We start from the raw sequence: 25,685 nt of genomic DNA on the forward strand, positions 1-25,685 counted from the left end.
CGGGCACCCGCCGGGCGGGCTCAACGCCCCACGGGCGGCGCGCTGATCCCCTGGAGCCCCAACAGGAAGTCGCGCACGTCCGTGGCGGCGAGCCGCCCGTCCCGCTCGACCGAGCGCGGCACGACCGGGTCGGAGCACAGCAGCACCGGGCCGTCGGCGGCGACGTCCGGGAGCCTGCCGTGCGTGCCGCGCACGCACGACGGGTCCAGGGGCACCACGTTCATCGCGTACCGCAGGCCGAGCTTCTTGCGCACCAGGTTCGCCCCCGCCTTGGCCTTGGCCAGCCGGTCGGCCGGGTCGAAGAACAGTTCGGCGGGGTCGTAGCCGGGTTTGCGGTGGATGTCCACGCCGCGGGCGAAGTCGGGCGCCCGGTCGTCGTCGGTCCAGTAGTAGTAGGTGAACCAGGCGTCCGGCTCGGCGACCGCGATCAGCTCACCGGACCGCTCGTGGTCGAGTCCCACCTTCGCCTGCGCGTCCCGGTCGTGCACCACGTCCACGCCGGGCAGGTCGTCGAGCACGGCGCGGGTCTTGGCCAGGTCGGCGGGATCGGCGACGTAGACGTGCGCGACCTGGTGGTCGGCCACGGCGAACGCGCGGGAGGTCCACGGGTCCAGGTACTCCATGCCCGCCTGCTCGTAGACCTCCAGCAGGCCGGCCGCCCGCAGCGCCCGGTTGACGTCGACCGGCCGGCGCGCCTCGGTGATCCCGTACTCCGACAGCGCGACGATCGTCGCGTCGGAGTCCAGGAGCGGCTTGAGCGCCCGGTCCACGTCGGCCGCGGCCTTGATCGCCTGCGGCGAGGAGGGCCCGAACCGCTGGAGGTCGTAGTCCAGGTGCGGCACGTAGACCAGCAGCAGGTCGGGTCGGTGGTCGGCCAGGACCTTCAGGGCCGCGCCGACGATCCACTCGCTGGAGGCCAGGGAGGCGGTCGGTCCCCAGTACTGGAACAGCGGGAACTCGCCCAGGGCCCCGGTGAGCCGGTCGTGCAGCTCGGGCGGGCGGACGTAGCAGTCGGGCGACTTGCGGCCGTCCGCGTGGTAGATCGGCCGCGGCGTGATGGTGATGTCGGTGCTCGCGCCCATCGCGTACCACCAGCAGACGTTCGCGGCGGAGTAGCCGGGGTGGACGCGCCGCGCGGTCTCCCACAGCTTCTCGCCCCCGACGAGCCGGTTGGACTGGCGCCACAGGTGGACCTCGCCGAGGTCGCGGAAGTACCAGCCGTTGCCGACGATGCCGTGCCGGGCGGGGGTGAGCCCGGTGAGCAGGGTCGCCTGCGCGCTGCACGTCACGGCGGGCAGCACGGTGCCCAGCTCGGCCTGCCAGCCGAGACCGGCGAGGTTGGGCATGTGCCGCAGCAGCGCGGGCGTCATGCCGACCACGTCGACGACCACCAGTGGTTTCACGCCGATACCCCCGTCGAGAGGTGTGCCCGGGCCCACCGCAGCTCCGCGGCGATCCCGTCGGTCAGGTCGCCCGCGTCCGCGAGCACGTTCCACGTGTAGGTCTCCACCTCGACGTGGGTGCCGGGGTCCACCTCCGCCATGGCGGCCACCAGCACGTCCGTGGTCGACCGCAGCGGTGCGGGCTGGACGTGCAGCGGCACGTGGAAGTGCACCCGCCACGGGTGCCGCGCGGGCAGGGTCGCGAACGCGTCCGGCAGGTCGTCCGCGGCCAGCACGCCGTCGGGCGCGTTCTCCCGGACCTGGTGCAGGTAGCGGGGTTCGGCGTAGGCGGCGACGGCACGCCGGCCCTCCTCACCGCCGGGTTCGGCGACCTCCAGGGCGGCGGAGGCCTGCACCTTGACGATCGACAGCCCGGCCGCGCGGATCGTCGTGACCGTCTCCACCGGGTCGGCGAACGACACCGCGAGGTGGCACGTGTCCAGGCAGATGCCGACGTACTCGGGGTCGACGCGGCCGGCCAGCCACGCCACGGCGTCCGCGACGGTGTCCAGCACGCAGCCGGGTTCGGGTTCGACGGCCAGCCTGATCGGCCGGTCGCCACTGCCCCGCAGCCGCCTGGTCAACTCGGTCAGCGCGGCCTCGGCGACGGCGTCGTCCCGGACGCCCCACGGTTCGCGCCACGCCAGCGGCAACGTCGAGATGCTGCCGTACGAGGCGGAGTCGGGCAGGAGGTCCGCGAGCACGGTGGCGCAGTCGGCCGTGTAGGCGAGGCGGCGTGGATCGGCCCAGGTGGGGTGGTACACGGCGTGCTTGACCACCTCGCCGTGGAAGTCGCCGTACGGGAAGGCGTTGAGCGTGCTGACCGACAGCCCCCGGGCGTCGAGCTCGGCCCGCAGCGCGCGCCGCGCGGAGCCGTCCTCGGCCAGGCCGCGCGCGACCGACGCGGGCAGCCACAGCCCCAGCGGTAGGGTGTCCACACCGAGTCGCGCCCGCACGCCGACCGCGTGGCGGTCGAGTTGGTCGAGGATGCCGGGGAGGTCGTCGGCGGGGTGGACGTTCGTGCAGTACGCGATCACCGGCGTTCACCCCGCAGGACCGAGTTCCCGGTCGCGGTGTCGGTCGTGGTCCCGGTCGCGACCGAGGTGGCCGGGTCGAGCACGAGCCGTCCGCTCCGGCCGTAGAACTCCACCGGGTTGCCCCACAGCACGGTGTCGACCGCGGTCTCGTCGAACCCGGCCGCGAGCATCGCCAGACCGGTCGACCGGGTCTTCAGCGGGTCCGAGCGACCCCAGTCGGCGGCGGAGTTCACCAGCACCCGGTCGGTGCCGTGCTCGGCCAGCACCGCCACCATCCGCGCCTCGTCCATCTTGGTGTCCGGGTAGATGGAGAACCCCATCCAGCACCCCGAGTCCGCGACGGCGCGCACGGTCGTCTCGTTGAGGTGGTCGACCAGCACCCGCTCCGGCGCGATGCCGGACTCCCGGACCACGTCCAGGGTCCGCAGCGTGCCGGCCAGCTTGTCCCGGTGCGGTGTGTGCACGAGGACCGGGAGGTCGTGCTCCACGGCCAGCTCCAGCTGACGGGCGAACGCGTGGTCCTCCTGCGGCGTCATCGAGTCGTACCCGACCTCGCCGACCGCGACGACCCCGTCCTTGACCAGGTAGCGCGGCAGGTGCTCCAGCACGCCGGTGCACCGCGGGTCGTTGGCCTCCTTGGGGTTCAACGCGATCGCGCAGTGGTGGGCGATGCCGAACTGCGCCGCGCGGAACCGCTCCCACCCGATCAGACCGTCGAAGTAGTCGAGGAACGACCCGACGCTGGTACGGGGTTGCCCGAGCCAGAACGCCGGTTCCACCAGCGCCCGCACCCCGGCCGCGTGCATGGCCTCGTAGTCGTCGGTGGTGCGCGACGTCATGTGGACGTGCGGGTCGAAGATGCGCATCAGGACGCCTTCCCGAGCAGGTCGAGCGCGTCCGCGGGCACCGGGCGGCCGGCGGCGCGGCGTTCGTCGGCGAACGCGGACACCATGCGCCGCAACTCGTCGTCCGCACGCCGGTCGAGATCGCTCACCACGCTCAACGGGATGTTCATGAACAGGCACTTCAGCACGCCGTGCCGCCACGTGTGCTCGTCGAGGTGCTGGGCGGCGAAGGCGCCCATGGCCGCCGCGACCAGCCCGGTCTCGTTGCTGCGCAGCGCGTCCTTGACCAGGTCGACCCCGGTCTGCGGCACGCGGCCGCCGATCTCGGCGAGCCCGCGCAGCACCCCGAGGCGTTCGGCGGACGTGCCGTGCCGGTAGAGCGCGGTGAGCCCCTCGGCCGCGTCCTCGGAGGTGTCGACGTAGGTGACGAGCAGCCGCGCCCGGGCCTCGCGCACACCGGAGGGCACCGCTCGGCCCACGACCGGGAAGAGGGTCTGGATGCAGGACGGATCCGCTCGCAGCGCCTGTTCGGCGCCGGCCAGCCAGTTCGCCGTGCGCAGTGCCTCGAACGCCCGGTCGGCCACCACGGGTGCGGCGTGGCTGTGCCGGGGCAGCTCCACGGCCGCGACACCGGTGTAGCCGATGTCGATCAGCGCCCCGAGGGTGTCGGGCAGGTCCAGCCGCCCTTCCCCGAACTCCAGGTGTTCGTGCACGCCGGGCACCATGTCGTCCAGCTGCACGTTCATCAGCAGCCCGCCCGCCTGCCGCAGGCACGCCGCCGCGTCCTGCGGCTCCACCGCCACGCAGTGCCCCACGTCCACGGTGATGCCGAGCAGCTCCGGGTTCCCGAGCTCCTCGCGCAGCCGCAGCGCCTGGTCCAGTCGCTCCACCACCATGCAGGGCTCCGGCTCCAGCGCGAGCGGCACGGGAGGTCCGGCTTCCAGCGCCGCGGCGACGCCGGACTTCAGGTGTTCCCAGCTGTCCTTGGAGCCGACCCCCGACCAGAACGACACGCAGTCCGCGCCGAGGTCGGCCGCTATCCACTTGGCGCGCCGCAGGAAGTCGACCCGGACCTCCTGATCCTCGCTCACCAGCGTCGGGTGGTGCTTGCGGCGCGGGTCGAGCAGGTAACGCGCCCCGGTCTCCACGACGACGCGCAGGCCCAGCGCCGAGAGGCGGGCCCCGACCCGTTGCGTTTGCGCGGCGACGTCGTCGGCGAACGGGTCCAGGTGGTGGTGGTCCAGCGTGAGCGCGACCGCCGTGTACCCGAGGTCGGCGATGATCGCCAACGCGTCGTCCAGGCGGTGGTTGGCGAACCCGTTGGTGCCGTAGCCGAGCTGGAACGTCATGTCGGGCTCACCTTCCGGCTCAGCGCCCGGGCCAGCGGCAGGACCAGCACGACGGCCGATCCGTGCCGGGCGAGGGCGGACTGGAGCAGCACCATGCCGTGGATGCCGGCCTTGGTGGCCAGGCGCACGCGTTCGGCCGACGGGTCACGCACCACGGCCCACTGCGCACGTCCGACCGACGCGGCGAAGGCCGCGGCCGCCGCGACGGCGGTGTACCGGCCACGGGTGGCGACCAGTGCGGTCAACGCCGTCAGCGCCGTGCCGCCCACCACCGCCTTGGCCACGGCGGGCGACGTGCCGTGCACCTCGCCGCGCGACAGCGCCGTCACGCCGAACGTGTGCAGGGCCATCAGCGCGGCGGGCACCGCGGCCCTGCCTCCCAGCAGCACGTCCAGCCCTCGGCACGCGGCCATCGCGGCCGGGCCTGCGGGGGTGTTCTTCAGGACCGTGTCGTAGCCCCACACCGCCACCGCGAGCGGCACCGCGTTGCGCCCGGCCGCGGCCGCGAGCCCGATGCCGGCGCCGGTCAGGCCGATGGCGGTGGCCAGGGCGGCGTTCGGGCTGATCCTGCCCGACGGGATGGGTCGCTCCGGCCGTTCCACCGCGTCCAGGTCGCGGTCCGCCCAGTCGTTGAGCGCCATGCCCGCCCAGTACAGCGCCGCCGACGCCAGGGGCAGCAGCAGTCGCCTGCCCCGCAACGGGGCCTCCGCGCCGACGAGGGTGTCGCCGAGCGCGGTCAGCGCGGCGGGCGCCCGCACGAGCTCCAGGTACGCCCTCATCCCAGTCCTCCGGCCCACTCGTACAGCTGTCGGGTCTGCTCGGCGAAGCGGTGTTCGTCGCTGCCGAGCGGATCCTTGAAGAAGAACGCCAACGCGCCCAACGCGCCCTTCTCCCCCGCCGCGTGCGCCGCGGCGACGAGCCGGGCGAGGTCGAGCACCAGCGGCGCCGCCAGTGCGGAGTCCAGGCCGGTCCAGGTGAGCTGCAGGCTCATCCGGGCGCCGAGGAACCCCTCGAACGACACGTGGTCCCAGGCGGTCTTGGTCTCGCCGAGGTCCGGCACGTTGTCGATGTGCAGGGGCGCGGTCACCTCACCGCCGAGCAGCGCGGCGAGCCCGTTGGCCTTGGACCTCAGCTTGCTGTCGGCGTGCGCGGGGTCCTCCAGCGTCGCGCCGTCCCCGCCGCCGAGCAGGTTGGTGCCCGCCCACGACCTGACCCGCAGCGCCCGTGCGGTGAACATCGGCGCGAGCACCGTGCGCAGCAGGGTCTCACCGGTCTTGCCGTCCCGCCCGGCGTAGGGCAGCCCCTCCCGCCGGGCGAGCTCGTCCAGCGCGGGCAGGGCGATCCCGGTCGAAGGGGTGAACTCGACGAACGGGCAGCCCGCCGTGAGCGCCGCGTAGGCCGCCAGCGAACTCGGCGGCAGCACCTTCCGGTCCGGGTCGGCCATCGCCCGCTCCAGCCGGGCCAGCTCGGCGTGCTCGGGCAGCGCCGGCACGGGCGGTTCGGTGGACGACACGTTGACCACGACGACGCGCTTGAGCCGGTGCCGCTCGCGGAACGAGGTGATGTCGTCGGCCAGGCGCCGGGCGACGTCGGCCTGCACGCCGTCGAAGCCCGCCGTCCGGATCTCGCGGTCCACCTCGCGCAGACCGGGTGCGATGAAGTCCAGGAGGTGGTGCGGCAGCACACCGTCCTGCGCCAGCAGCTCGGCCCGCTTCTCCAGCGGCGTCTGCGCGATGTCGTGCCCGCCGACCACGAGGTCCGACCACCCGGGCAGCGTGACACCGGCCAGCTCGGGCCGTTCGGTCACGCACCCGGTGGCGGGTGTCAGTCCCGCGCGCAGGGCCAGCAGCCCGCTCACCGCGGTCGTCGCGACCGAGCCGCGTGCGCCGATCAGCCAGAGCCCGGTGGGCTCGTCCCCCATGCGTCCTCCTCCGAACTCGGGTGCCGCGCCGCGGCCGGTTCGCCCGTCCACGACCACTACTTCCACGGGCCGGGGTAGCCCGGCATCGACTCGCAGCCGCACATGGCGTAGTGCAGCGGTGGCATGTCCTGCTTGATGAAGTTCCGCACGTCGTCCTCGGTGATCTTCGGCTGGGGCAGCACCCATTCCCCGGGCACCCGCTTGCCCTCCAGGACCCGCAGCGCGGCGATGACGGGGGTGCGCCACTGGTAGGTGGGGTAGGTCGGGGCGACGGCGGTCATCTTCTGCTCGGCCCACATCCGCAGGAAGTCCTGCTGGTCCTCGCCGACGAACGGCGGGATCTGAGCGCCCGCGTCCTGGAAGGCCTCGACCGCGGCGACGGCGGTCGCCCCCGCGTCCATCCAGACGCCGTCGAGCTGTCCCTCGCGCTGGATGTAGTCGTTGACGATGCTCTTGGTCTTGGCCGCGTCACCGTCGGTGAACTCCACCCCGACCACCTTCAGCTCGCTGCCGGCGAAGATCTCGTTGGCCGCCGCCCACCGCTGCTCCAGCACGTCCACACCGGGCAGGATGCGCAGGGCCAGGACCTTGCCGCCCGCCTTCACCTTCTCCTTCAGGAACTCCGCGCCGTCCGCGCCGAACGCGAACCCGCCGATCGGGTGGATGAACGTCACGGGACAGGTGGAGTTGACGCCCCGGTCGAACACGATCACCGGCACGTTGGTCTTGCAGGCCGCCTCGACGGCGGGGGTCAGGGTCGCGGTCGTGTTCGGCGACACGATCAGCGCGCTGCACCCCTGGGAGGCGAACGACTGGATGTCGCTGATCTGCTTGTCGTCCTTGGCCTCCGCGTCCAGCACGGTGAACTTCGTGATCTCCGGGTGCAGCTTCACCTCCTCCTTCATCGTCTTGAACCCGACCTGCCGCCACGGGTTGTTCACCGCGGCGTTGGAGAAGCACAGGTGGTGCTCGCCGCCCGGCTTGGCGAACTTCGCCGTGTCGACCAGCTGCGGGTCGAGCATCTGCTCCCACGGGTGGAGCCCGCCGCCGTCCTCGAACCCGACCGGCTGCACGGTGCGCGCCCTCAGCTGGCGCTCGTACTCGGCCTGGTCGAAGAACTCGGACTTCGCCCCGGCCCGGTCGGAGGTCGTCGTCGCGCCCGGACCCCCGGTGGGCAGGTCGCTCGAACAACCGGCGGTCGCCAAGACGCCCGCGAGGACGACTGCGGGCCACTTCCTGCGCATGGTGCTGCTCCTCGGTACGGGCACCTGGGCCCCACCGCCGCGCGACCGGCGGCCGAACCGGCCGGGTCGATCGCGCGACGGGGAGCCCAGGCGCCCGTGTGTCGTGCCGATCAGGTGACTGCGATCAGAACTGGGCGATGAACCTCCAGGCCTCGCCCTTGGTCCACGTCCTGGCACCGTCCTCGCACGCGCAGCCGTCGACCGGCCCCGGGCCGTGACCGCCGTCGAACGCGGCCCACTGCACGGGGTAACCCGCGCGGCACGAGTACGTGGTCGTGATGTGCGTGCGACTGCCCGCGGCCGGTTCGCGCGGGCTCTGCGCGGCACAGCCGTTGTTCGCCACGAACCTATCGCGCAGCGACCGCCCCTGCGAGATGTTCAGCACGTTGTCCGAGATGCCGTGGATCCCGAAGTACGCGATCGGCTGCGAACCGCCGGAGCACCCGCTCAACTGCGCACCCGCGTACACCACCACGGCGCGGAACACCGTGGCCCGGGAGCACGCCAGCGAGTAGCTCATGCCGCCGCCGTAGCTGAAGCCCATCGCGAACCGCAGCTTCGGGTCGACGCAGAGGTCGCTCTCGATCCGCTTGATCAGGTCGTCGACGAACGTGACGTCCTCACCGCCGGAGTTCGCCCAGCCGTTGCCGAAGCCCTGGGGAGCCACCAGGATCGCGCTGTTGTTCGACTGCTCCTGCATCCCGTAGTACGCCCAGGACGCACCGCTGGAACCACCGGAGGACACGTCGTTCATCGTGCCGCCACGCCAGTGGAAGCCGAAGATCAACCGGTAGGGCCGGGTGTTGTCGTAGCCGTCCGGGACCCGCAGGGCGAAGTTGCGGGTCTTGCCGTTGCTCGTGATCGTGTGCGAGCCGCTGCGCAACGTCGGTGCCTTGCCGCAGCCGGAGCCGCCGGGCTCACCACCGTTGCCCACCTTGACCATCTGCCACTGCTGGCCGTTGCCGCCCGTGTCGGAGTACTGGACGGCGTTCGCGCCGTCCGCGGTGGAGGAGCCCTGCACCTCCACCGCCTTGTTGCTGTGCCGGGCGATCATCCGCACGAAGCCGCCGTCGGAATCGGCCAACCGGAACTGCTGGTTGTTGCCTCCGTGGTCGGTCCACTGCTGGATCGCGACGCCGTCGGCGGTCGACGAGTTGGGCACGTCCAGGACCTTGCCGGAGTGGCGCGACTTGAGCCGGTAGTAGCCGCCGCCGGAGTCCAGGAACTGCCACTGCTGGTTCGCGCCGTCGTTTCGCGTCCACTGGGCGATGCGGCCACCATCGCTGGTGGACAGGCCGTACACGTCCAGGGCCTTGCCGCTGTTGCGGTTCACCAGGACGTACCAGGCGCTCGTGTCGACCGTGGCCGCCGACGCGGGCAGCGCGGTCACCGCGGTCATCGTGCCGGCCGCGAGGAGCACCGCCGCCACGGCGACCGTCACCGGCCGTCTGCGTCGTGCCTGTGGGGAGGCGTGGGCCTCACCGGGGGTTTTCATCGAACACTCCTTCGGTTCAAGGCAGGGTCCACCGCTGGTTGGTGCCGCCGTGGCAGGTCCAGATGATCAGCTGCGTGCCGTCCGCGGAGCCGCCGCCGTTGGCGTCCAGGCACTTGCCCGACTGCGGGTTCACCAGCGATCCGTTGGCGTTCGCGGTCCAGTTCTGGGCACCGCTGCCGTTGCACGTCCACAGTCGGACCGCGGCGGCGTTCGCCGTGCCCGACACGTCCATGCACTTGTCCAGCGCGCGCAGGGTGGAGCCGTTGACCGTCCAACGCTGGTTCACGCCACTGTTGCACGACCACAACTGCAACCTCGTGCCGTCGGCCGTGCTGCCACCGCTGACGTCGACGCACTTGCCGGAGGCCCCGGTGATCGGCCCGGTGCGCGGCACGGTGCCGCCCAGCTCCTTGATGCGGATGTTGCGGAACGACACGTCGTCGCCGGTGCCGTGGTTCTGGATGCCGATGTGCCCGGACGCCAGGGACCGCGCCGGGTCGGTGTTGGTGAAGTCGTTGATCAGCGCGCCGTTGAGGAACACCTGGAGGCGCTCGCCCTCGACCAGCAGCTCGAAGGTGTTCCACTCGCCCGGCGGGTTGAGCGCGGCGTCACGGGCGGCCTGGTCGGCCCCCTTGAACCCGTAGATCGCGCCGGTCGTCTTGTCCGCGGTGTCGGTGGCGTCGATCTGCACCTCGTGGCCGTTGGCGAGGGCCGAGTCCGCGCTGCTGCCCGCCGGGAACCCGACGACCACTCCGGAGTTGTCGTCCCCGGGCATCCGCCAGTCCAGCTTGAGGGAGTAGGAGCGGAACTCCTTGGCGCTGTACCAGAGCATCCCCATGCCGCCGGTCGAGGTCAGCGTGTTGTCGCTGTTGGTGAAGCCGCCCGGACCGACCTGCGTCCAGCCGGTGGTCGAGCCGTTGTACAGCGTGGTGTAACCGGTCTCCGGTCGGCAGTCCGCGTCGGCCCGGTTGGCCGTGTAGCGGATGCCGCCGAGGACCATGGCGCGGAAACCGGCCTCGGCGTAGCTGGCCTGGGTGTGGCCGCTGCCGGTGTAGAAGGAGCGCCCGCCCTGGACCGCCTTGCACCAGGTGTGGGGGTGGTCGGCGCCCATCGAGCCGCCGCTGTAGGTCGACTCGTCCAGGGTCGCCAGGACCCGGGCCGTCGACCGGACGCTGCCGCGGAAGTTGTACCACTCGTCGGTCCGGGTCCAGGCCGGGCTCAGGTGCGCGGTGGCCGGGTGCGCCCGGTTCTCGACCCGGACCGTCGCCTGCTGGATGGCGGGGTGCGAGGTGAAGTAGGTGCCGACCAGCTCGCCGTAGAACGGCCAGTCGTACTCGGTGTCGGACGCCGAGTGGATGCCGACGTACCCGCCCCCGCCCCGGACGTAGGACTCGAACGCGGTCTGCTGGGTGGCGTTGAGCACGTCCCCGGTGGTGTTGAGGAACACCACGGACTCGTACCGGGACAGGTTGGCCGAGGTGAAGTGGGCCGAGTCCTCGGTGGTGGTGACCGTGAAGCTGTTGGCCGCGCCGAGGTCGCGGATCAGCTGGATGCCCGCCGGGATCGAGTCGTGCCGGAAACCCGCGGTCTTGGAGAACACCAGCACGTCGTACGGCGCGTCGGCCGCGACGGCCGACGGGCTCGAATTGAGGGCGGCGATGGTCAGCACGGCCGCGGCCGTGCCGATCACGCGTCGGGTGAGGGAGCTTCTCATCTCTTGGCCTCCTGGGAGGAGGGCGGTGTGGCGTCGCCCCTGCGAGAGGAGCGACGCCACACCGCTGTCCTTGCCGAGTTCGTCAGGGCAGGGTCCATCGTTGGTTGGTGCCGCCGTGGCAGCTCCAGATGATCAACTGCGTGCCGTCGGCGGAACTGGCGCCGTTGGCGTCCAGGCACTTGCCCGACTGCTGGTTCACCAGCGAACCGTTGGCGCCGGCGGTCCAGTTCTGCGCACCGCCGCCGTTGCAGGTCCACAACCGCACCAGGGCGCCGTCCGCGGTGCCGGCCGCGTCCATGCACTTGTCCAGCGCGCGCAGCGTGGACCCGGTCACCGTCCAACGCTGGTTCACACCGGCGTTGCACGTCCACAACTGCACCTTCGTACCATCGGCCGAACTACCGCCGTTCACGTCCACGCACTTGCTCGCGACGCCGACGATCGGTCCGGTCCGAGTGCCCGTTGAGGTGCCGAACGTGTAGGCGTCCAGGTCGAACAAGGTGCCCGTGCCGCCCGCGAAGGTGAGGTACAGCGTGAACGTTCCGGCCGGCACGTTGGACAGGTTGGTGGACACGTCGGTGAACGTGTCCCACCCGCCGGTCACCGGCACGGTCACCGTGCCGAGCACCGTTCCGGTGGGCGATCCTGCCCGCACGGACAGCGTGCCGCCCGCGCCCGCCGACGACACCCGGGCGGTGAACCTGGCGGAACTGCCCAGCGCGTACGGTTCGAACGCGATCCAGTCGCCGTTCTGGATGTCGCCCACGGTCCGCCCGCCCTCGGCCGCCGCCTTGTCGTACAGGGCGGTGCCGGACTGCGTCGAGTAGTGCTCGGCCTGGCGGTGCTTCAGCTGCAGCACGTGCTGCGTGTGCGTGGTCACCGGCGGCTGGCCGTTGGAGCCGGAGTCGGTGTACTCGGCGTCGAACACCGCGAACAGGTTGGCCGCCGTGTCGTGCTCACCGTCCACCGGGATCTGCAACGTGCCCGAGCAGCCGGTCTGCGTGGTGATCGGGTGCCCGTGGCTGTCGTGGCCGAGCACGTAGCTCAGCTTCACCCGGTTGCAGTCGATCGTGGCGTCCTCGGCGTCCGTCGCCGTGATGGTGTACGGCACGGCGTCGCCGAAGCTGAACAGGCTGCCGTTGATCGGTGTGTTCAGCTTGACCGTCGGAGCGGTGTTCCCGACCGAGATGGACACGCCGGCGGAGCCGGAGCGGCCACCGGTGTCGGTCACCGTGAGCGTCACCGAGTACTGGCCGTTGGCCGTGAAGGTGTGGCTCGGGTTGGCCGCCGTGGAGGTGGTGCCGTCGCCGAAGTTCCACGAGTAGCTCAGCGCGGTGCCCTCGGGGTCGGAGGAGCCGGCCGACGAGAAGTTCACCGTCAGCGGCGCGCTGCCGGAGACGCGGTCGGCGGCGGCCCGTGCGGTCGGCGCCCTGTTCCCGGCCGGGTTGTACTCGATGCGGTAGAGCGCGGAGCTGGCGTCGCCGCTGCCCCACCCGGTGCCGTAGTCCAGCACGTACAGGGCGCCGTCGGGGCCGAAGGTGGCGTCCATGACCTGCGTGCCGCGCCACGGGAAGTCGTTGACCTGGCCGGCCGACCCGTCGGCGTTGACGTCGATGGTCTTGATCCAGCGCCGGCCGAACTCCGTGGCGAACACGTGGCCGTCCAGCGCGGGCGGGAACTTGATCGACGACGGGTTGGCCGCGTCGTACCGGTACACCGGGGCGGCCATCGGGGACTCCGAGCCGCAACCGAACGCGGAGAACGAGCAGTTGTCGTACTTGATCCACGCCGAACGCGCGGCAGGAAGGGTGCCCAACCCGGTGTTGCGCGGCGAGTTGTTGGCCGGCGCGGCGCAGTTGAACCGGCTGCCGGACTGCCCGTTGGCGAAGTTGTAGTCCACGTACGCCTCGGCCGTGGTGTTCGAGCCGACGCAGTAGGGCCAGCCGTAGTTGCCCGCCGAGGTGACCCGGTTGAACTCGACCATGCCGGCGGGTCCCCGCGTGTTGCTGCTGGTGCCCGCGTCCGGACCGTACTCGCCGACGTAGATCGCGCCGGTCGCCTTGTCCACGTTGAACCGGAACGGGTTGCGCAGACCCATCGCGTAGATCTCGGGCCGGGTGTTCGCGGTGCCGGGCGCGAACAGGTTGCCCGCCGGGATCGAGTACGACCCGTTCTCGTTCACCTTGATCCGCAGCACCTTGCCCCGCAGGTCGTTGGTGTTGCCCGCGCTGCGCTGGGCGTCGTAGACCGGGTTGCGGTTGGTCCGCTCGTCGATCGGGGTGTAGCCGCTGGAGTCGAACGGGTTGGAGTCGTCACCGGTGGACAGGTACAGGTTGCCGGCCGCGTCGAAGTCGATGTCACCGCCGACGTGGCAGCAGTTGCCCCGGTCGGTCCCGACCTCCAGCACGGTGACCTGGCTGGCCATGTTGAGCGTGAAGTCGGCGTTCAGGGTGAACCGGGCCAGCCGGTTGACCCCCTTCCACGCCGAGAAGTCCGAGCCGGTGGCCGGTGCGTCGCCGCCCGGGGTCGACAGCGGCGGTGCGAAGAACAGGTAGATGAACCGGTTGGTGGCGAAGCCCGGGTCCACCCCGATGCCCTGCATGCCTTCTTCGTCGTGCGTGTAGACCGGCACCGTGCCGATCACGTTGGTGACGCCGGCGGCCGTGGTGCGGCGCACCGTCCCGTTGCGGGCGGTGTGCAGCACCGAGCGGTCCGGCAACACGGCGAGCGTCATCGGCTCGCCCACTTCACCGACCCCCCGGGCCAGCTCGACCTGCTGGAAGTCGGCGGGGTTGACCGCGTGCGCGGCGGCCGGTGACGAAGAGCCGATCACCGTCGCCACCACACCGGCGGCCACGAGGAGAGCGGCGGTCATCGCCGCCCTGACTCGGTATCTCATGGCAGGCTCACACCCTTTGTTCTCAACTGACGGGCATCGACACGGCCGGCGCGCCGGAAAGCGACGCGCCGGTGGACCGCGCTGGCGGTCGGCGGTTCGAGTCGGTCCGGGGCGATCCTTCCGGGAGCGCTCCCAGGCACACTCGTGAACGGAACTCCGAGCGAATCGGGAAGTCCGCGGTTCGAACCGACTTGGAACGGGAAGAAGGCCAAGTGCTAATAGCCGCTAAAAAAGCGGCTCGCCCGTCGCTCGCACGACCTCAGGGCGACGTGGACCGGAATGTCCTCAATGGAGCACCCGCCGATCGGGCGCGGCCGTCCGGGGAAGTGCGGCCGCGGGACGTGCCGACCGGAGGGCGGCACTCGTTCCACTCCAACGTGTTCAGCACATCGAAGGGTCCCCCTCGTCATCGTCGACGGCGCAACCGGACTGCCAACTCCGACCTCGGGAAACCACAGGTCTCACCGGGGCCTTCCGGCACGGTAGCCACCGACGAGACGGGGCGTCAACGTTTTGCGGTGCTAAAACTGTTAGCGCTAACGGCATGTCCGACCCGGCCCCCTGACGTGCCGGCCCATTCGGCAAAACGCCGCACCGAAGGTGGATTCGACCACGTCGCTCGGCAGACCCAACGGTGTTACCGCTAACATCAATGGGGCCTTCGCCGTTGACGGCTGCGTTCACCGGTGGCTACGTTGCCGAGGGGTTTCGGTTGAGCCGCGGCCACGCCGCTTTCCACCACCGTCGAAGGCGGCGGCCCCGCTCCCCGAGCGAATACCGTCCATTGTGGAGGGTTCAAATGCCGGAAATGCCACGTAGGCGACTGATGCAGTTCGGTGCGGCGAGCGCCGGGGCCGTGCTGGTGCCGGGCGGTTGGACGGCGGTGGCCCGGGCCGACTCGGCCGCGCCGCCGGAAGTGCGCGCGGTGAACGACCTGGCGCTGTGGTACGACCGGCAGGCCGGTTCGGAGTGGCTCCGCGCCCTGCCGATCGGCAACGGCCGCCTCGGCGCGATGGTCTTCGGCAACGCCGACACGGAGCGGTTGCAGCTCAACGAGGACACGGTGTGGGCCGGCGGTCCCCACGACTACACCAACACGCGCGGCGCGGCCGCGCTGGCGGAGATCAGACGCCTGGTGTTCGCGAACCAGTGGTCGCAGGCGCAGACCCTCATCGACCAGGCGATGCTGGGCAACCCGGCCGGCCAGCTCGCCTACCAGCCCGTCGGCGACCTCAGGCTCGCCTTCCCCAGCCCCGGCACCGTGTCCGGCTACCAGCGGTGGCTCGACCTGACCACCGGCACGACGGCGGTGACCTACGTGGCGAACAACGTGCGGTACCGGCGCGAGGTGATCGCCAGCGCGCCGGACCAGGTGATCGCCATGCGCCTGACCGCCGAGACGCCCGGGTCGATCTCGTTCACCGCCACGTTCAGCACGCCGCAGCGGGCGACGATGTCGAGCCCGGACGGCACGACCATCGGGTTGGACGGCCGGTCCGGCGATCAGCGGGGCATCGCGGGCTCGGTCCGGTTCCTCGCGCTGGCCAAGGCCATCGCCGAGGGCGGGAGCACCAGCAGCTCCGGCGGCACGCTGCGGGTGACCAACGCCAACAGCGTCACCCTGCTGATCTCGATCGGCACCAGCTACGTCGACTACCGGAACGTGGCGGGCGACTACCAGGGCATCGCGCGGGGGCGCCTCAACGGCGCCCAAGGCACGGCGTACGACGTGCTGCGCAGCCGGCACGTGGCCGACTACCAGCGGCTGTTCGGGCGCGTCACCATCGACCTCGGTCGCACCGCGGCGGCGGACCAGCCGACCGACGTCCGGATCGCCCAGCACAACACCGCGGTCGACCCGCAGTTCTCCGCCCTGCTCTTCCAGTACGGCCGGTACCTGCTGATCGCGTCGTCGCGGCCGGGCACCCAGCCGGCGAACCTGCAAGGCATCTGGAACGACCAGCTGGCCCCCTCGTGGGACTCGAAGTACACCATCAACGCCAACCTGCCGATGAACTACTGGCCGACCGACACGACCAACCTCGCCGAGTGCTACGAGCCGGTGTTCCGGATGATCAACGACCTCACCGTGACCGGCGCCCGCACCGCGCGTGCGCAGTACAACGCCGGTGGTTGGGTCACGCACCACAACACCGACGGGTGGCGTGGCTCCTCGGTCGTGGACGGCGCGATGTGGGGCATGTGGCAGACCGGCGGCGCGTGGCTCGCCACCATGATCTGGGACCACTACCTGTTCACCGGCGACGTCGAGTTCCTGCGGTCCTACTACCCCGCGATGAAGGGTGCCGCCCAGTTCTTCCTCGACACCCTGGTGGAGGAACCGACGCTGAAGTGGCTGGTCACCAACCCGTCGAACTCCCCGGAGCTGCCGCACCACGCCAACGCCAGCGTGGCCGCCGGGCCCACGATGGACATGCAGATCCTGCGCGACCTGTTCGAGGGCTCCGCCCGCGCCTCGGAGGTGCTGGGCGTGGACACCGACTTCCGCACGCGGGTCCGCGCGACGGCTCAACGGCTCGCGCCGATGCGGGTCGGCTCGCGCGGGAACATCATGGAGTGGCTCTACGACTGGGTCGAGCCCGAGACGAACCACCGGCACGTCTCGCACCTGTACGGCCTGCACCCCAGCAACCAGATCACCAAGCGCGGCACACCCCAGCTGTTCGAGGCCGCCCGCCGGACCCTCCAGCTGCGCGGTGACGACGGAACCGGCTGGTCGCTGGCCTGGAAGATCAACTACTGGGCGCGGATGGAGGAGGGCGGCCGGGCGCACGACCTGATCCGCTACCTGGTCACGCCGGCGAGGCTCGCGCCCAACATGTTCGACCTGCACCCGCCGTTCCAGATCGACGGCAACTTCGGCGCGACGTCCGGCATCGCCGAGATGCTGCTGCACAGCCACAACGGCGAGCTGCACGTCCTGCCCGCGCTGCCACCGGCGTGGTCGGCGGGCAGCGTGACGGGTCTGCGCGGGCGCGGCGGGTACACGGTCGGGGCGACCTGGAGCAGCAGCGCGATCACTCTCTCCGTCACGCCGGACCGCGACGGCACGGTCCGGGTCCGCAGCCGGGTGTTCACCGGCACGTTCGAGCTGACCGACACGACGAGCGGTGCGATCGTGCAACCGACCAAGCCCGAGGCGGACGTCGTCCAGTTCGCCGGCCAGGCCGGGCACACCTACCGCGCGACCGGGCAGGGCGGCGGCAGCGGGCCGATCGTCCAGCCGGGGGTGTACTACCGGCTGGTCGCGCGGCACAGCGGCAAGTTCGCCGACATCAGTGGCGTGTCCACCGCCGCCGGCGCGCTGTTGCAGCAGTGGTCCTCGACCGGCGGGCAGAACCAGCAGTTCGACTTCGTCGACTCGGGCGGCGGCTACTACCGCGTCCGGGCCCGGCACAGCGGGATGGTGCTCCAGGTGGCGAGTTCGAGCACGGGCGCCGACATCACCCAGCGGCCGGACACCAACGCCACGAGCCAGCAGTGGCGCGTGGTCGACCAGGGCGGAGGTGTCGTCAGCCTGGTCAACCGCCTCAGCAACCTGGCCATGGACGTGTGGAGCGCGTCGACCGCCGACGGCGCGCGCATCTCGCAGTGGACCCCCGGCGCGGGCGACAACCAGCGCTTCCAACTCCAGCGCGTGTGACCGTCGTCGTCCCGGGGCACGGCCGCCATCGTTCCCGGTGGCGGCCGCGGGCGGCCGACGACCTGCCGACCGAGGTGGAGACGACATGACCCGGATCGACGCGCACCACCACGTCTGGCGGCTCCTGCCGGACGGGCACGCCCGAACGGGGCCGAGCCCTCGCGCGCACGACTGGCTGAGCGGAGCGGACCTCGCCCCGATCCGCCGCGACTTCGGCCTGGACGACCTGTCGTCCGTGGCCGCGGTGGCGGAGATCGACCGGACGGTCCTGGTCCAGGTGGTCCCGGAGGTCGAGGAGACCGCCGACTTCCTGTCCCTGTCGGCGGACGAGGGCAAGGGGCTGGTGGCGGGCGTCGTCGGGTGGGTCGACCTCACCGACGACGCCGTCGGCGACGTGCTCGCCGCACTGCGCGCGGGTCCCGGCGGTGACCTGCTCGTCGGTGTGCGGCACCTGGTGCAGGGCGAGCCGGACCCCCGTTGGTTGGCCCGGCCGGACGTCCGGCGCGGCCTGCGCGCGATGGCGGAGGCCGGACTGGCCTACGACCTGCTCACCCTCGTCCACCAGCTGCCGGCGGCGATCGAGACCGTGCGCGCCCTGCCCGGGGCGACGTTCGTCCTGGACCACCTGTCGAAACCGCCGATCGCCACCGGTGAGCGCGAACCGTGGGCGTCCCACATCCGCGAGCTCGCCGCCGAGCCGAACGTGACCTGCAAGCTGTCGGGCCTGGTCACCGAGGCCGACCCGGTCGGGTGGACGGTGGCGGACCTGCGCCCGTACGCCGACGTGGTGCTGGACGCGTTCGGCCCGTCACGGGTGATGTTCGGCTCCGACTGGCCGGTCTGCCTGCTCGCGGCCTCGTACGAGGAGGTCGTCGCGGCGGCCGAAGGGCTGACCTCGGGGCTGACCGCCGCCGAGCGGGACGAGGTGTTCGGCGGCACGGCGGCGCGCGTGTACCGGCTGCCGGAAGAACGACTGTGAAGGTGCGCCGGATGGTGCGCTACCCCGACCGTCCCCGATGGAGGTGAGTACTACCCATCGCCGCCCGGAGCGGCCGATCGCCACCCGCCACGCGACCGATGAGCATGCTTATCCGCACCGTCCGGCCGCGCGATGGCGGCGCCTACCGGGACCGAGCGCCTGACCTGCGACGACATCCACATCTGCGCAAGCTGGGGCAGGTCGTGCCCACCGGGATGTAGTCTGTGGGGACAGCGGTGAGCCGTCATACTCTTCAGGCGACCCGTCACTAAGGAGCGGCGTTGACGGATGGCGCACTTGTGCCGGGAGGCCCGAGCGGGCAGCCGGACACCACCCCGACGACCGGTCCGTACCGACCGGGGTACGAGCTCGTGGCGGAGCAGATCCTCCGGCTGATCGCCGAGCTGGAGCTGCGACCGGGCGACCGGATGCCGACCGAGAACGAGCTGGCCGCGCGGATGGGCACCAGCCGCACGGTGGTGCGGGAAGCCGTCAAGATCCTCTCCGCGATCGGACGGGTGCGGGCGCACAAGGGGCGCGGGCTCTACGTGGCCGACGACGAGGGCATGCTCGGCTCCTCCCGGTGGGGAGGCTTCTTCCTGCCCACCAACCTCGACCACGTCTACATGCTCTTCGAGTTCCGCCGCGTCCAGGAGACCGCCGCCAGCCGCCTGGCCGCCACCCACGCCACCCCGGCTGAGCTGCGGGCCATCGCCGCCGCCGCCGAGACGTGCCGAGAGGGCTACCTGACCGGCCACCTCGCCCTGTTCGAGCGCGGCGACGAGGACTTCCACCTCGCCGTCGCCGCGGCGTCGCACAACCAGTTCTTCGTGGCCGCGGTGCGCGAGGCGCGCCGCCTGCAACGCCAGTCCAGCACCATCGGGCTGCACGGCACGATCGGCGGCCACGCGACCGAGGCGGTCGAGGAGCACCTCGCCATCTACCAGGCGATCCGCGACGGCGACCCGGAAGCCGCCGCGGCGGCCGCGGGTGTCCACATCGACAACACCCTGCAGGACTACCGCCGCGAGATCCAGCGCCGCCTCTTCGGCTGACGCCCGAACGCCGATCCGCCACGTGGCAACCGCTTGTCAGACGACAGGCGGAGCGCCCGGGCCGACTGGTGCGTCTGGACTCGCCCGCCGAATGTGTGTTACAAATCGTGGCGGATCTACGAGCACTTGTATGACATTCAGCACCCGGGCAACGACGCACCGAGGGGGCGCCCATGTCTGCTCTTGAACCCTCGAAGTGCTCCAGCTGACTGGAATCCGAATCCCGTCCGGCGCGGCGCCACCAGCCGCGCCGGACGGACCCTCGTACCCCGGTCCAGCGCAGCACGCGTACCGCAAGCACCGACGTCCGGTGACATCCGCCGGACGCCGACCTCTCCATACGCCGCCGCCGCCGCGTAATCCAGTCAGTCGCCTTCACATGCCCCAGAGGAGTGGCAATGCGGCACAGATTCGCGCGCCTGTCGTCGATCATAGGTTGCGCGCTGGTGATCATGGGGCTGGCTACCGCGCCGGCTCCCGCACACCCTGAAGGTTTCCACGTCCTGCTGTTCAGCAAGACCGCTGCCGGGGCCTACCGACACGACTCGATCCCGGCCGGGATCACGATGTTCGAGCAGTTGGCCGCCCAGAACCAGTGGGAGATGACCAAGAGCGAGGACTCGTCGGTCTTCAACGACGCCTCGCTCGCCACGTACGACGTGGTCGTCATGCTCCAGACCTCCGGCATGGTGTGGGACAACGACGCGCAGCGCAGTGCGGCGCAGAGGTACATGCGCGCCGGTGGCGGCTTCGTCGCGATCCACAACGCGACGGACATGAACATCGAGCAGCAGTTCCCGTGGTGGGACCAGATGCTCGGCGCCACGATGACGCAGCACTCGGCCATCGTGTCCGGCACCGCCAAGGTCGCCGACCGCAAGCACCCGTCCGGCACGGGACTGCCGGACCGGTGGACGCGCACCGAGGAGTGGTACAACTTCAACCGCTCGGTGCGGGGCAACGCGCACGTCCTGGTGACCGCCGACGAGACGACGTACGACCCCGGCACGAGCCGGATGGGTTACGACCACCCGATCTCGTGGTGCCGCAACTTCGAGGGCGGTCGGCTGTGGGCCACCGCCATGGGCCACCAGGCGTCCAGCTACTCCGAACCGCTGTTCCGCGAGCACGTCAAGGGCGGCGTGGAATCGGCCGGCGGCAAGGTCCAGGCCGACTGCGGTCCCACGGCGTGGAGCAGCTTCGAGAAGGTGGCGCTGGACGACAACACCGTCGGACCGGCCGCGCTCGACGTCGCCAAGGACGGCCGCGTGTTCTACGCGGAGTACGGCGGCAAGGTGAAGATCCACAAGCCGGACACCCGCACCACCGTCACGGCGGCAACCCTGAGCGTGTACACGGGTGGTGAGGACGGCCTGACCGGGCTCGCCCTGGACCCGAACTTCGCCACCACCAAGTGGATCTACCTGATGTACTCCCCCTCCGGCGGAGGCGAGGACATCGCGCGGGTCTCCCGGTTCACCGTGAACGGCGACGCGCTGGACATGGCCAGCGAGCGGATCCTGATGAAGGTGCCGTCCTCGCGGCAGGCGCCGGAACCGGGGCACACCGGCGGCTACATCGCGTTCGGTCCGAACGGCAACCTCTACATCGGCACCGGCGACGACGTCCAGCCGCACCGCTCCGACGGCTACGCGCCGATCGACGAGCGGCCGGGCTGGGCGAACAACGACGTCCAGGCCACCGCGGCCAACACGAACGACCTGCGGGGCAAGATCCTGCGCATCCACCCGGAGACCAACGGGACCTACACCATCCCGACCGGCAACATGTTCGCGCAGGGCACGGCCCGGACGAAGCCCGAGATCTACGCGATGGGCTTCCGCAACCCGTTCCGGTTCTCGGTGCACCCGACCACGGGCGTGATCTACGCGGCCGACTACGGCCCGGACGCCGCCAACGACAACGCGAACCGCGGTCCCGGCGGGACCGTCGAGTGGAACATCATCTCGTCGCCGGGCTTCTACGGCTGGCCGTACTGCATCGGCGACAACATCCCGTTCAACGACTACAACTTCGCCACCGGCCAGTCGGGCGCCAAGTTCAACTGCGACCGACCGGTGAACAACTCGCCCAACAACACCGGCCTGACCGACCTGCCGGCCGCGCGCAAGGCCGACGTCTGGTACGGCAACGGCGCGAACGGCAACAAGTTCCCGGAGATGGGCAGCCCCTCGGGCGGTGAGGCGCCCGGCGCGTTCCCGATCTACCAGTACGACGCGAACAACCCCTCCCCCACCAAGTTCCCGGCCTACTTCGACCAGACGCCGTTCTTCGGCGAGTGGTCGCGCAACCGGATGTGGGAGTTCCGGCTCGGCCAGGACGGGAAGCTGTTGAAGATCAACGACTTCCTGTCGAACCTGAGCTTCAAGTCCCCGCTGGACATGAAGTTCGGCCCGGACGGCTCGATGTACCTGCTGGAGTGGGGCTCCGGGTACGGTCGGGACAACCCCGACTCCGGGCTCTACCGCATCGACTACAAGAGCGGCGACCGCAGTCCGGTCGCGACCGCGACGGGTACGCCCACCTCGGGCTCCTCACCGCTGACCGTGCGGTTCTCCAGCGCGGGCTCGGGTGACCCGGAGGGCGGTCCGGTGACCTACCGGTGGGAGTTCGGCGACGGCAGCACGTCCACCGAGGCCAACCCCACGCACACCTACACCGCGAGGGGCCAGTTCAACGCCAAGCTCACCGTCACCGATGCCGGCGGGAAGTCCGGCGTCACCAGCGTGGTCGTGACCTCGGGCAACACCGCGCCGACGGTCAACCTGAGCATCCCCGACGGCGGCATGTTCGGCTGGGGCGACTCGATCCCGTACACGGTCACCGTCACCGACCCCGAGGACGGCACCGTCGACTGCGGCAGGGTGACCACCACCCCGGCGCTGGGTCACGACCAGCACGGGCACGACCTCTCGCCGATCCCCGGCTGCACCGGCACGCTGAAGGCCGAGACCGACAGCGCGCACGCCAACCTGAACTCGTTCTGGGTGGCGGCGAGCAGGTACACCGACAACGGCACGTCCGGCGTGCCCGCGCTGGAAGGCAACCGGAAGGTCCTGCTGCAACCCAAGCGCAAGCAGGCCGAGTTCTTCACCGGCTCCTCGGGCGTGCGGGTCGTGGCGCAGGCGGCGGCCGAGTCCGGCTCCAGGGTCGGCGACATCAGCAACAACGACTGGATCTCGTTCACGCCGTACAACTTCACCGGCATCAACCAGGTGTCGCTCCGGTTGTCGTCGCCGAGCGGTGGTGGATCGGTCGAGTTGCGCGCCGGTTCGCCGACGGGTGCGCTGATCGCCACGGTCCCGGTCCCGAGCACCGGCGGCTGGGACAACTACGCGAGCACGCCCGCGGTGAACGTCACCAACCCCGGTGGCACCACGGAACTGTTCGTGGTGTTCAAGACGAGTTCGAGCACCAGCTACGACCTGGACTCGATGACGTTCACCGGTAACGGTGTCGGTGTACCCGGCCCCGGCGGTGGGACCACTCGCATCACCGGCATCGGCGGCAAGTGCGTCGACGTCAACGGCAACAGCAGCACCGACGGCGCCAAGGTCCAGCTGTGGACCTGCAACGGCGGCACCAACCAGGCGTGGACTCGCACCGGGCAGACGTTCCAGGCCCTGGGCAAGTGCCTCAACGTCAACGGTGGCAGCACCGCCGACGGCGCGCTAGTGCAGCTGTGGACGTGCAACGGTTCGTCCGCCCAGAACTGGGCGGTGCAGTCGGACGGCACGATCCGCAACGGCACGAAGTGCCTGGACGCCAACGGCGGCAGCTCCGCGGACGGTACCCAGCTGATCATCTGGACCTGCAGCGGCGGCACCAACCAGAGGTGGACGCTGTCCTGAGCGGGTCGTCCGCGGCCCCGGCAAGCGCCGGGGCCGCGGACCTCCGCCGCGAGGTTCCTTCTCACCGTTCGGCAAGGAGGAAGGTCATGGGCAGGACCACATCGGTGGGACGGGCACGGCCGGGGAAGTCCCCGCGCCAAGCCGCGGCGGCGCGACCACCCAGATCCCGGTGGGGCTCGGCCACCGCCCTGGTCACCACGTTCGCGCTCGGGTTCGCCGTCGCGTTCGTGACCGGCTCCTGGACGTCCGGACCGGACGCGACGGAGCGCAGGATCGCCGAGTTGGAGCAGGCCGAGGCGCAGCGCGACGTCGAGCAGGTCGGCACGTTGATCGAGCTGGCCAAGGGTGGCCGGGAACGCCTGACCCCGGTGCTCCAGGCGATGGCGAAGGCGTCTCCCCTCCAGGCCGCGACGGCGCCTGCCGCACCCACGATCGACGAGGTGCGCGGCTGGCGCGACGTGGTCGCCGCGGAGGTGCGGCGGTACGAGGAGACCCCGTCCGCGGGCAACGGCGTGAACGTCGCCCGCACCGGGATGCGCACCGCCGTCCAGCAGCTCGCCGCCGCGGTCGACGGTTTCGCCGCCGCGGTCACCGCTCCCGAGCCGCTGGCGGGCGAACTGCTGACCCTGGCCGGCGCGCAGCGCACGCTGGCGCTGCGGACCTGGTCGGTCGCCGCGCTCCAGCTGGACGTGATCAGCATCGACGCCGGCAAGGGCCACGTGCACGTGTACCTGCCCTCCGGGCCGGACTCCGGCGCGATCCCCGCCGACACGGCGCCGGAAGGCAGCGGCTGACCCACCCCATCAGCAACCACACCACAGAGAACGGAAGCACCCGTGTCAAAGGACAAACGCCTTCACCGACGATGGACGTTGTTCGCGGCCGCGGCCGCGTTGCTGCTGGGCGGCACCGATGTCGCCGGCGCCGAACCGGCACCGGCGGCAGCGGTACCGGACTCCGTCACCACCGCCGCCGCGACCCCGGGCTGCGGCAAGACGCCCACCCTGCGCAGCGGCACGCACACGATCCAGAGCGGCGGCAAGAACCGCAGCTTCATCCTGAGCGTCCCCGACAACTACAACAACACCTACCAGCACAAGCTGGTCTTCGGGTTCCACTGGTTGGGTGGCACCATGGACCAGGTCGCCGGTGGCGGGAGCGACGGGGCCGTCTACGCCCACTACGGGCTGAAGCAGCTGTCGAACAACACCGCGATCTTCGTCGCGCCCCAGGGCCTCAACAACGGCTGGGGCAACTCCGGCGGCGAGGACGTCACCTTCGTCGACAACATGATCAAGCGGATCGAGGACGACCTCTGCGTCGACACGACGCAGCGCTTCTCGCTCGGCTTCAGCTACGGCGGCGCGATGAGCATCTCGCTCGCGTGCTCCCGGCCGACGGTGTTCCGCGCCATCGCCGCCATCGCCTCGCCCGGTGAGATCAGTGGATGCGCGGGCGGCACCTCGCCCGTCGCCTACATGGGCATCCACGGCCTCGGCGACAACATCGGCGGTGGACGCGCCCAGCGCGACAGGTGGGTCCGCAACAACGGCTGCACGGCGCAGAACCCGCCGGAGCCGGCCCGGGGCAGCAACACGCACATCAGCACCACCTACTCGGGGTGCCGGACCGGGTACCCGGTGGTCTGGGCCGCGTTCGACGGTGGTCACCAGCAGGGACCCGTGGACGGCTGCTCGGGTTGCGAGAGCGGTGCCAGGAGCTGGGTCAAGGGCGAGGTGTGGAAGTTCTTCACCGGTGAGCAGCCCGGCCCCGGCCCGGACCCGACCACGTTCCGGTTGCGCGGCGAGGCGAGCAGCCGGTGCCTGGACGTCAACGGCGCGAACTCGGCCAACGGCACGCAGATGATCATCTGGGACTGCAACAGCGGGTCCAACCAGCAGTTCACGGTGAACGGGAAGGCCCTGCAGGTGCTGGGCAAGTGCCTGGACATGCCGAGCAACGCCGCCGCCGGTACCCGGGTGCGGATCTGGGACTGCAACAGCGGCACCAACCAGCAGTGGAACCTCAACACCAACGGCACGATCAGCAACGTGCAGAACGGGCTGTGCCTGGACGTCAACAGCGCCGCCACCGCCAACGGCTCCGCGGTGATCGTGTGGAACTGCCACACCGGCGCCAACCAGCGCTGGGCCAAGGCGTAAGCGGTTC

The 25,685-nt window shown here is 70.9% G+C and carries 15 protein-coding genes and 1 pseudogene; 6 read left to right on the plus strand and 10 right to left on the minus strand.

Going from position 1 to position 25,685, the window contains the following annotated elements:
• Positions 1–20 precede the first annotated feature (20 nt).
• From ACYVLT_RS02990 to ACYVLT_RS03035, 10 genes and pseudogenes are all read right to left on the minus strand, one after another.
• The gene (locus ACYVLT_RS02990) at positions 21–1,403 is read right to left on the minus strand and encodes an alkaline phosphatase family protein (protein ID WP_461118505.1); all 1,383 of its coding nucleotides are present in this window, start codon (positions 1,401–1,403) and stop codon (positions 21–23) included.
• Complete coding sequence (gene eboE, locus ACYVLT_RS02995) at positions 1,400–2,479, minus strand: metabolite traffic protein EboE (RefSeq protein WP_461118506.1); 1,080 nt, start codon at positions 2,477–2,479, stop codon at positions 1,400–1,402. The genes ACYVLT_RS02990 and eboE overlap by 4 nt, the downstream gene beginning before the upstream one ends.
• Positions 2,476–3,345: a TatD family hydrolase gene (locus tag ACYVLT_RS03000; protein WP_461118507.1), complete on the minus strand. Its 870-nt coding sequence runs from the start codon at positions 3,343–3,345 to the stop codon at positions 2,476–2,478. The genes eboE and ACYVLT_RS03000 overlap by 4 nt, the downstream gene beginning before the upstream one ends.
• A complete protein-coding gene (locus tag ACYVLT_RS03005; protein ID WP_461118508.1) occupies positions 3,345–4,673 on the minus strand; it encodes an EboA domain-containing protein in 1,329 nt (442 codons plus the stop codon). The genes ACYVLT_RS03000 and ACYVLT_RS03005 overlap by 1 nt, the downstream gene beginning before the upstream one ends.
• Positions 4,670–5,452: an SCO3242 family prenyltransferase gene (locus ACYVLT_RS03010; RefSeq protein ID WP_461118509.1), complete on the minus strand. Its 783-nt coding sequence runs from the start codon at positions 5,450–5,452 to the stop codon at positions 4,670–4,672. Before ACYVLT_RS03010 ends, ACYVLT_RS03005 begins: the two co-directional genes overlap by 4 nt.
• On the minus strand, positions 5,449–6,594 hold the full coding sequence (locus ACYVLT_RS03015; RefSeq protein ID WP_461118510.1) for an inositol-3-phosphate synthase: 1,146 nt from the start codon (positions 6,592–6,594) through the stop codon (positions 5,449–5,451). Before ACYVLT_RS03015 ends, ACYVLT_RS03010 begins: the two co-directional genes overlap by 4 nt.
• A 56-nt stretch (positions 6,595–6,650) precedes the next feature.
• Positions 6,651–7,838 (minus strand): substrate-binding domain-containing protein, encoded by a 1,188-nt coding sequence (locus ACYVLT_RS03020; protein WP_461118511.1) that lies wholly within the window; start codon positions 7,836–7,838, stop codon positions 6,651–6,653.
• 127 nt (positions 7,839–7,965) lie between these two features.
• A pseudogene (locus ACYVLT_RS03025) lies at positions 7,966–9,237 on the minus strand (RICIN domain-containing protein); the annotation flags it as partial.
• A 112-nt stretch (positions 9,238–9,349) separates the two neighbouring features.
• Positions 9,350–11,047 carry a ThuA domain-containing protein gene (locus ACYVLT_RS03030; RefSeq protein WP_461118512.1) on the minus strand — a complete coding sequence of 566 codons (1,698 nt, stop codon included), beginning with the start codon at positions 11,045–11,047 and terminating at the stop codon, positions 9,350–9,352.
• An 82-nt stretch (positions 11,048–11,129) separates the two neighbouring features.
• Positions 11,130–13,946 carry a PQQ-dependent sugar dehydrogenase gene (locus ACYVLT_RS03035; protein WP_461118513.1) on the minus strand — a complete coding sequence of 939 codons (2,817 nt, stop codon included), beginning with the start codon at positions 13,944–13,946 and terminating at the stop codon, positions 11,130–11,132.
• Between the two features lie 808 nt (positions 13,947–14,754).
• Between ACYVLT_RS03035 and ACYVLT_RS03040 the strand changes: the two genes are divergently transcribed.
• The 6 genes from ACYVLT_RS03040 (at position 14,755) to ACYVLT_RS03065 (ending at position 25,678) form a co-directional block, all read left to right on the plus strand.
• Complete coding sequence (locus ACYVLT_RS03040; protein WP_461118514.1) at positions 14,755–17,610, plus strand: glycosyl hydrolase family 95 catalytic domain-containing protein; 2,856 nt, start codon at positions 14,755–14,757, stop codon at positions 17,608–17,610.
• A gap of 85 nt (positions 17,611–17,695) precedes the next feature.
• A complete protein-coding gene (locus ACYVLT_RS03045) occupies positions 17,696–18,589 on the plus strand; it encodes an amidohydrolase family protein (protein WP_461118515.1) in 894 nt (297 codons plus the stop codon).
• 281 nt (positions 18,590–18,870) lie between these two features.
• Positions 18,871–19,644: a FadR/GntR family transcriptional regulator gene (locus tag ACYVLT_RS03050; RefSeq protein WP_461118516.1), complete on the plus strand. Its 774-nt coding sequence runs from the start codon at positions 18,871–18,873 to the stop codon at positions 19,642–19,644.
• A 398-nt stretch (positions 19,645–20,042) separates the two neighbouring features.
• Positions 20,043–23,516 (plus strand): ThuA domain-containing protein, encoded by a 3,474-nt coding sequence (locus tag ACYVLT_RS03055; RefSeq protein WP_461118517.1) that lies wholly within the window; start codon positions 20,043–20,045, stop codon positions 23,514–23,516.
• A gap of 86 nt (positions 23,517–23,602) precedes the next feature.
• Entirely contained in the window at positions 23,603–24,310 is a 708-nt protein-coding gene (locus ACYVLT_RS03060) for a hypothetical protein (RefSeq protein WP_461118518.1), read from the plus strand.
• Positions 24,311–24,388: 78 nt separating this feature from the next.
• Complete coding sequence (locus ACYVLT_RS03065) at positions 24,389–25,678, plus strand: ricin-type beta-trefoil lectin domain protein (protein WP_461118519.1); 1,290 nt, start codon at positions 24,389–24,391, stop codon at positions 25,676–25,678.
• Positions 25,679–25,685: the final 7 nt, after the last annotated feature.

It is taken from the genome of Saccharothrix stipae (assembly GCF_054781895.1).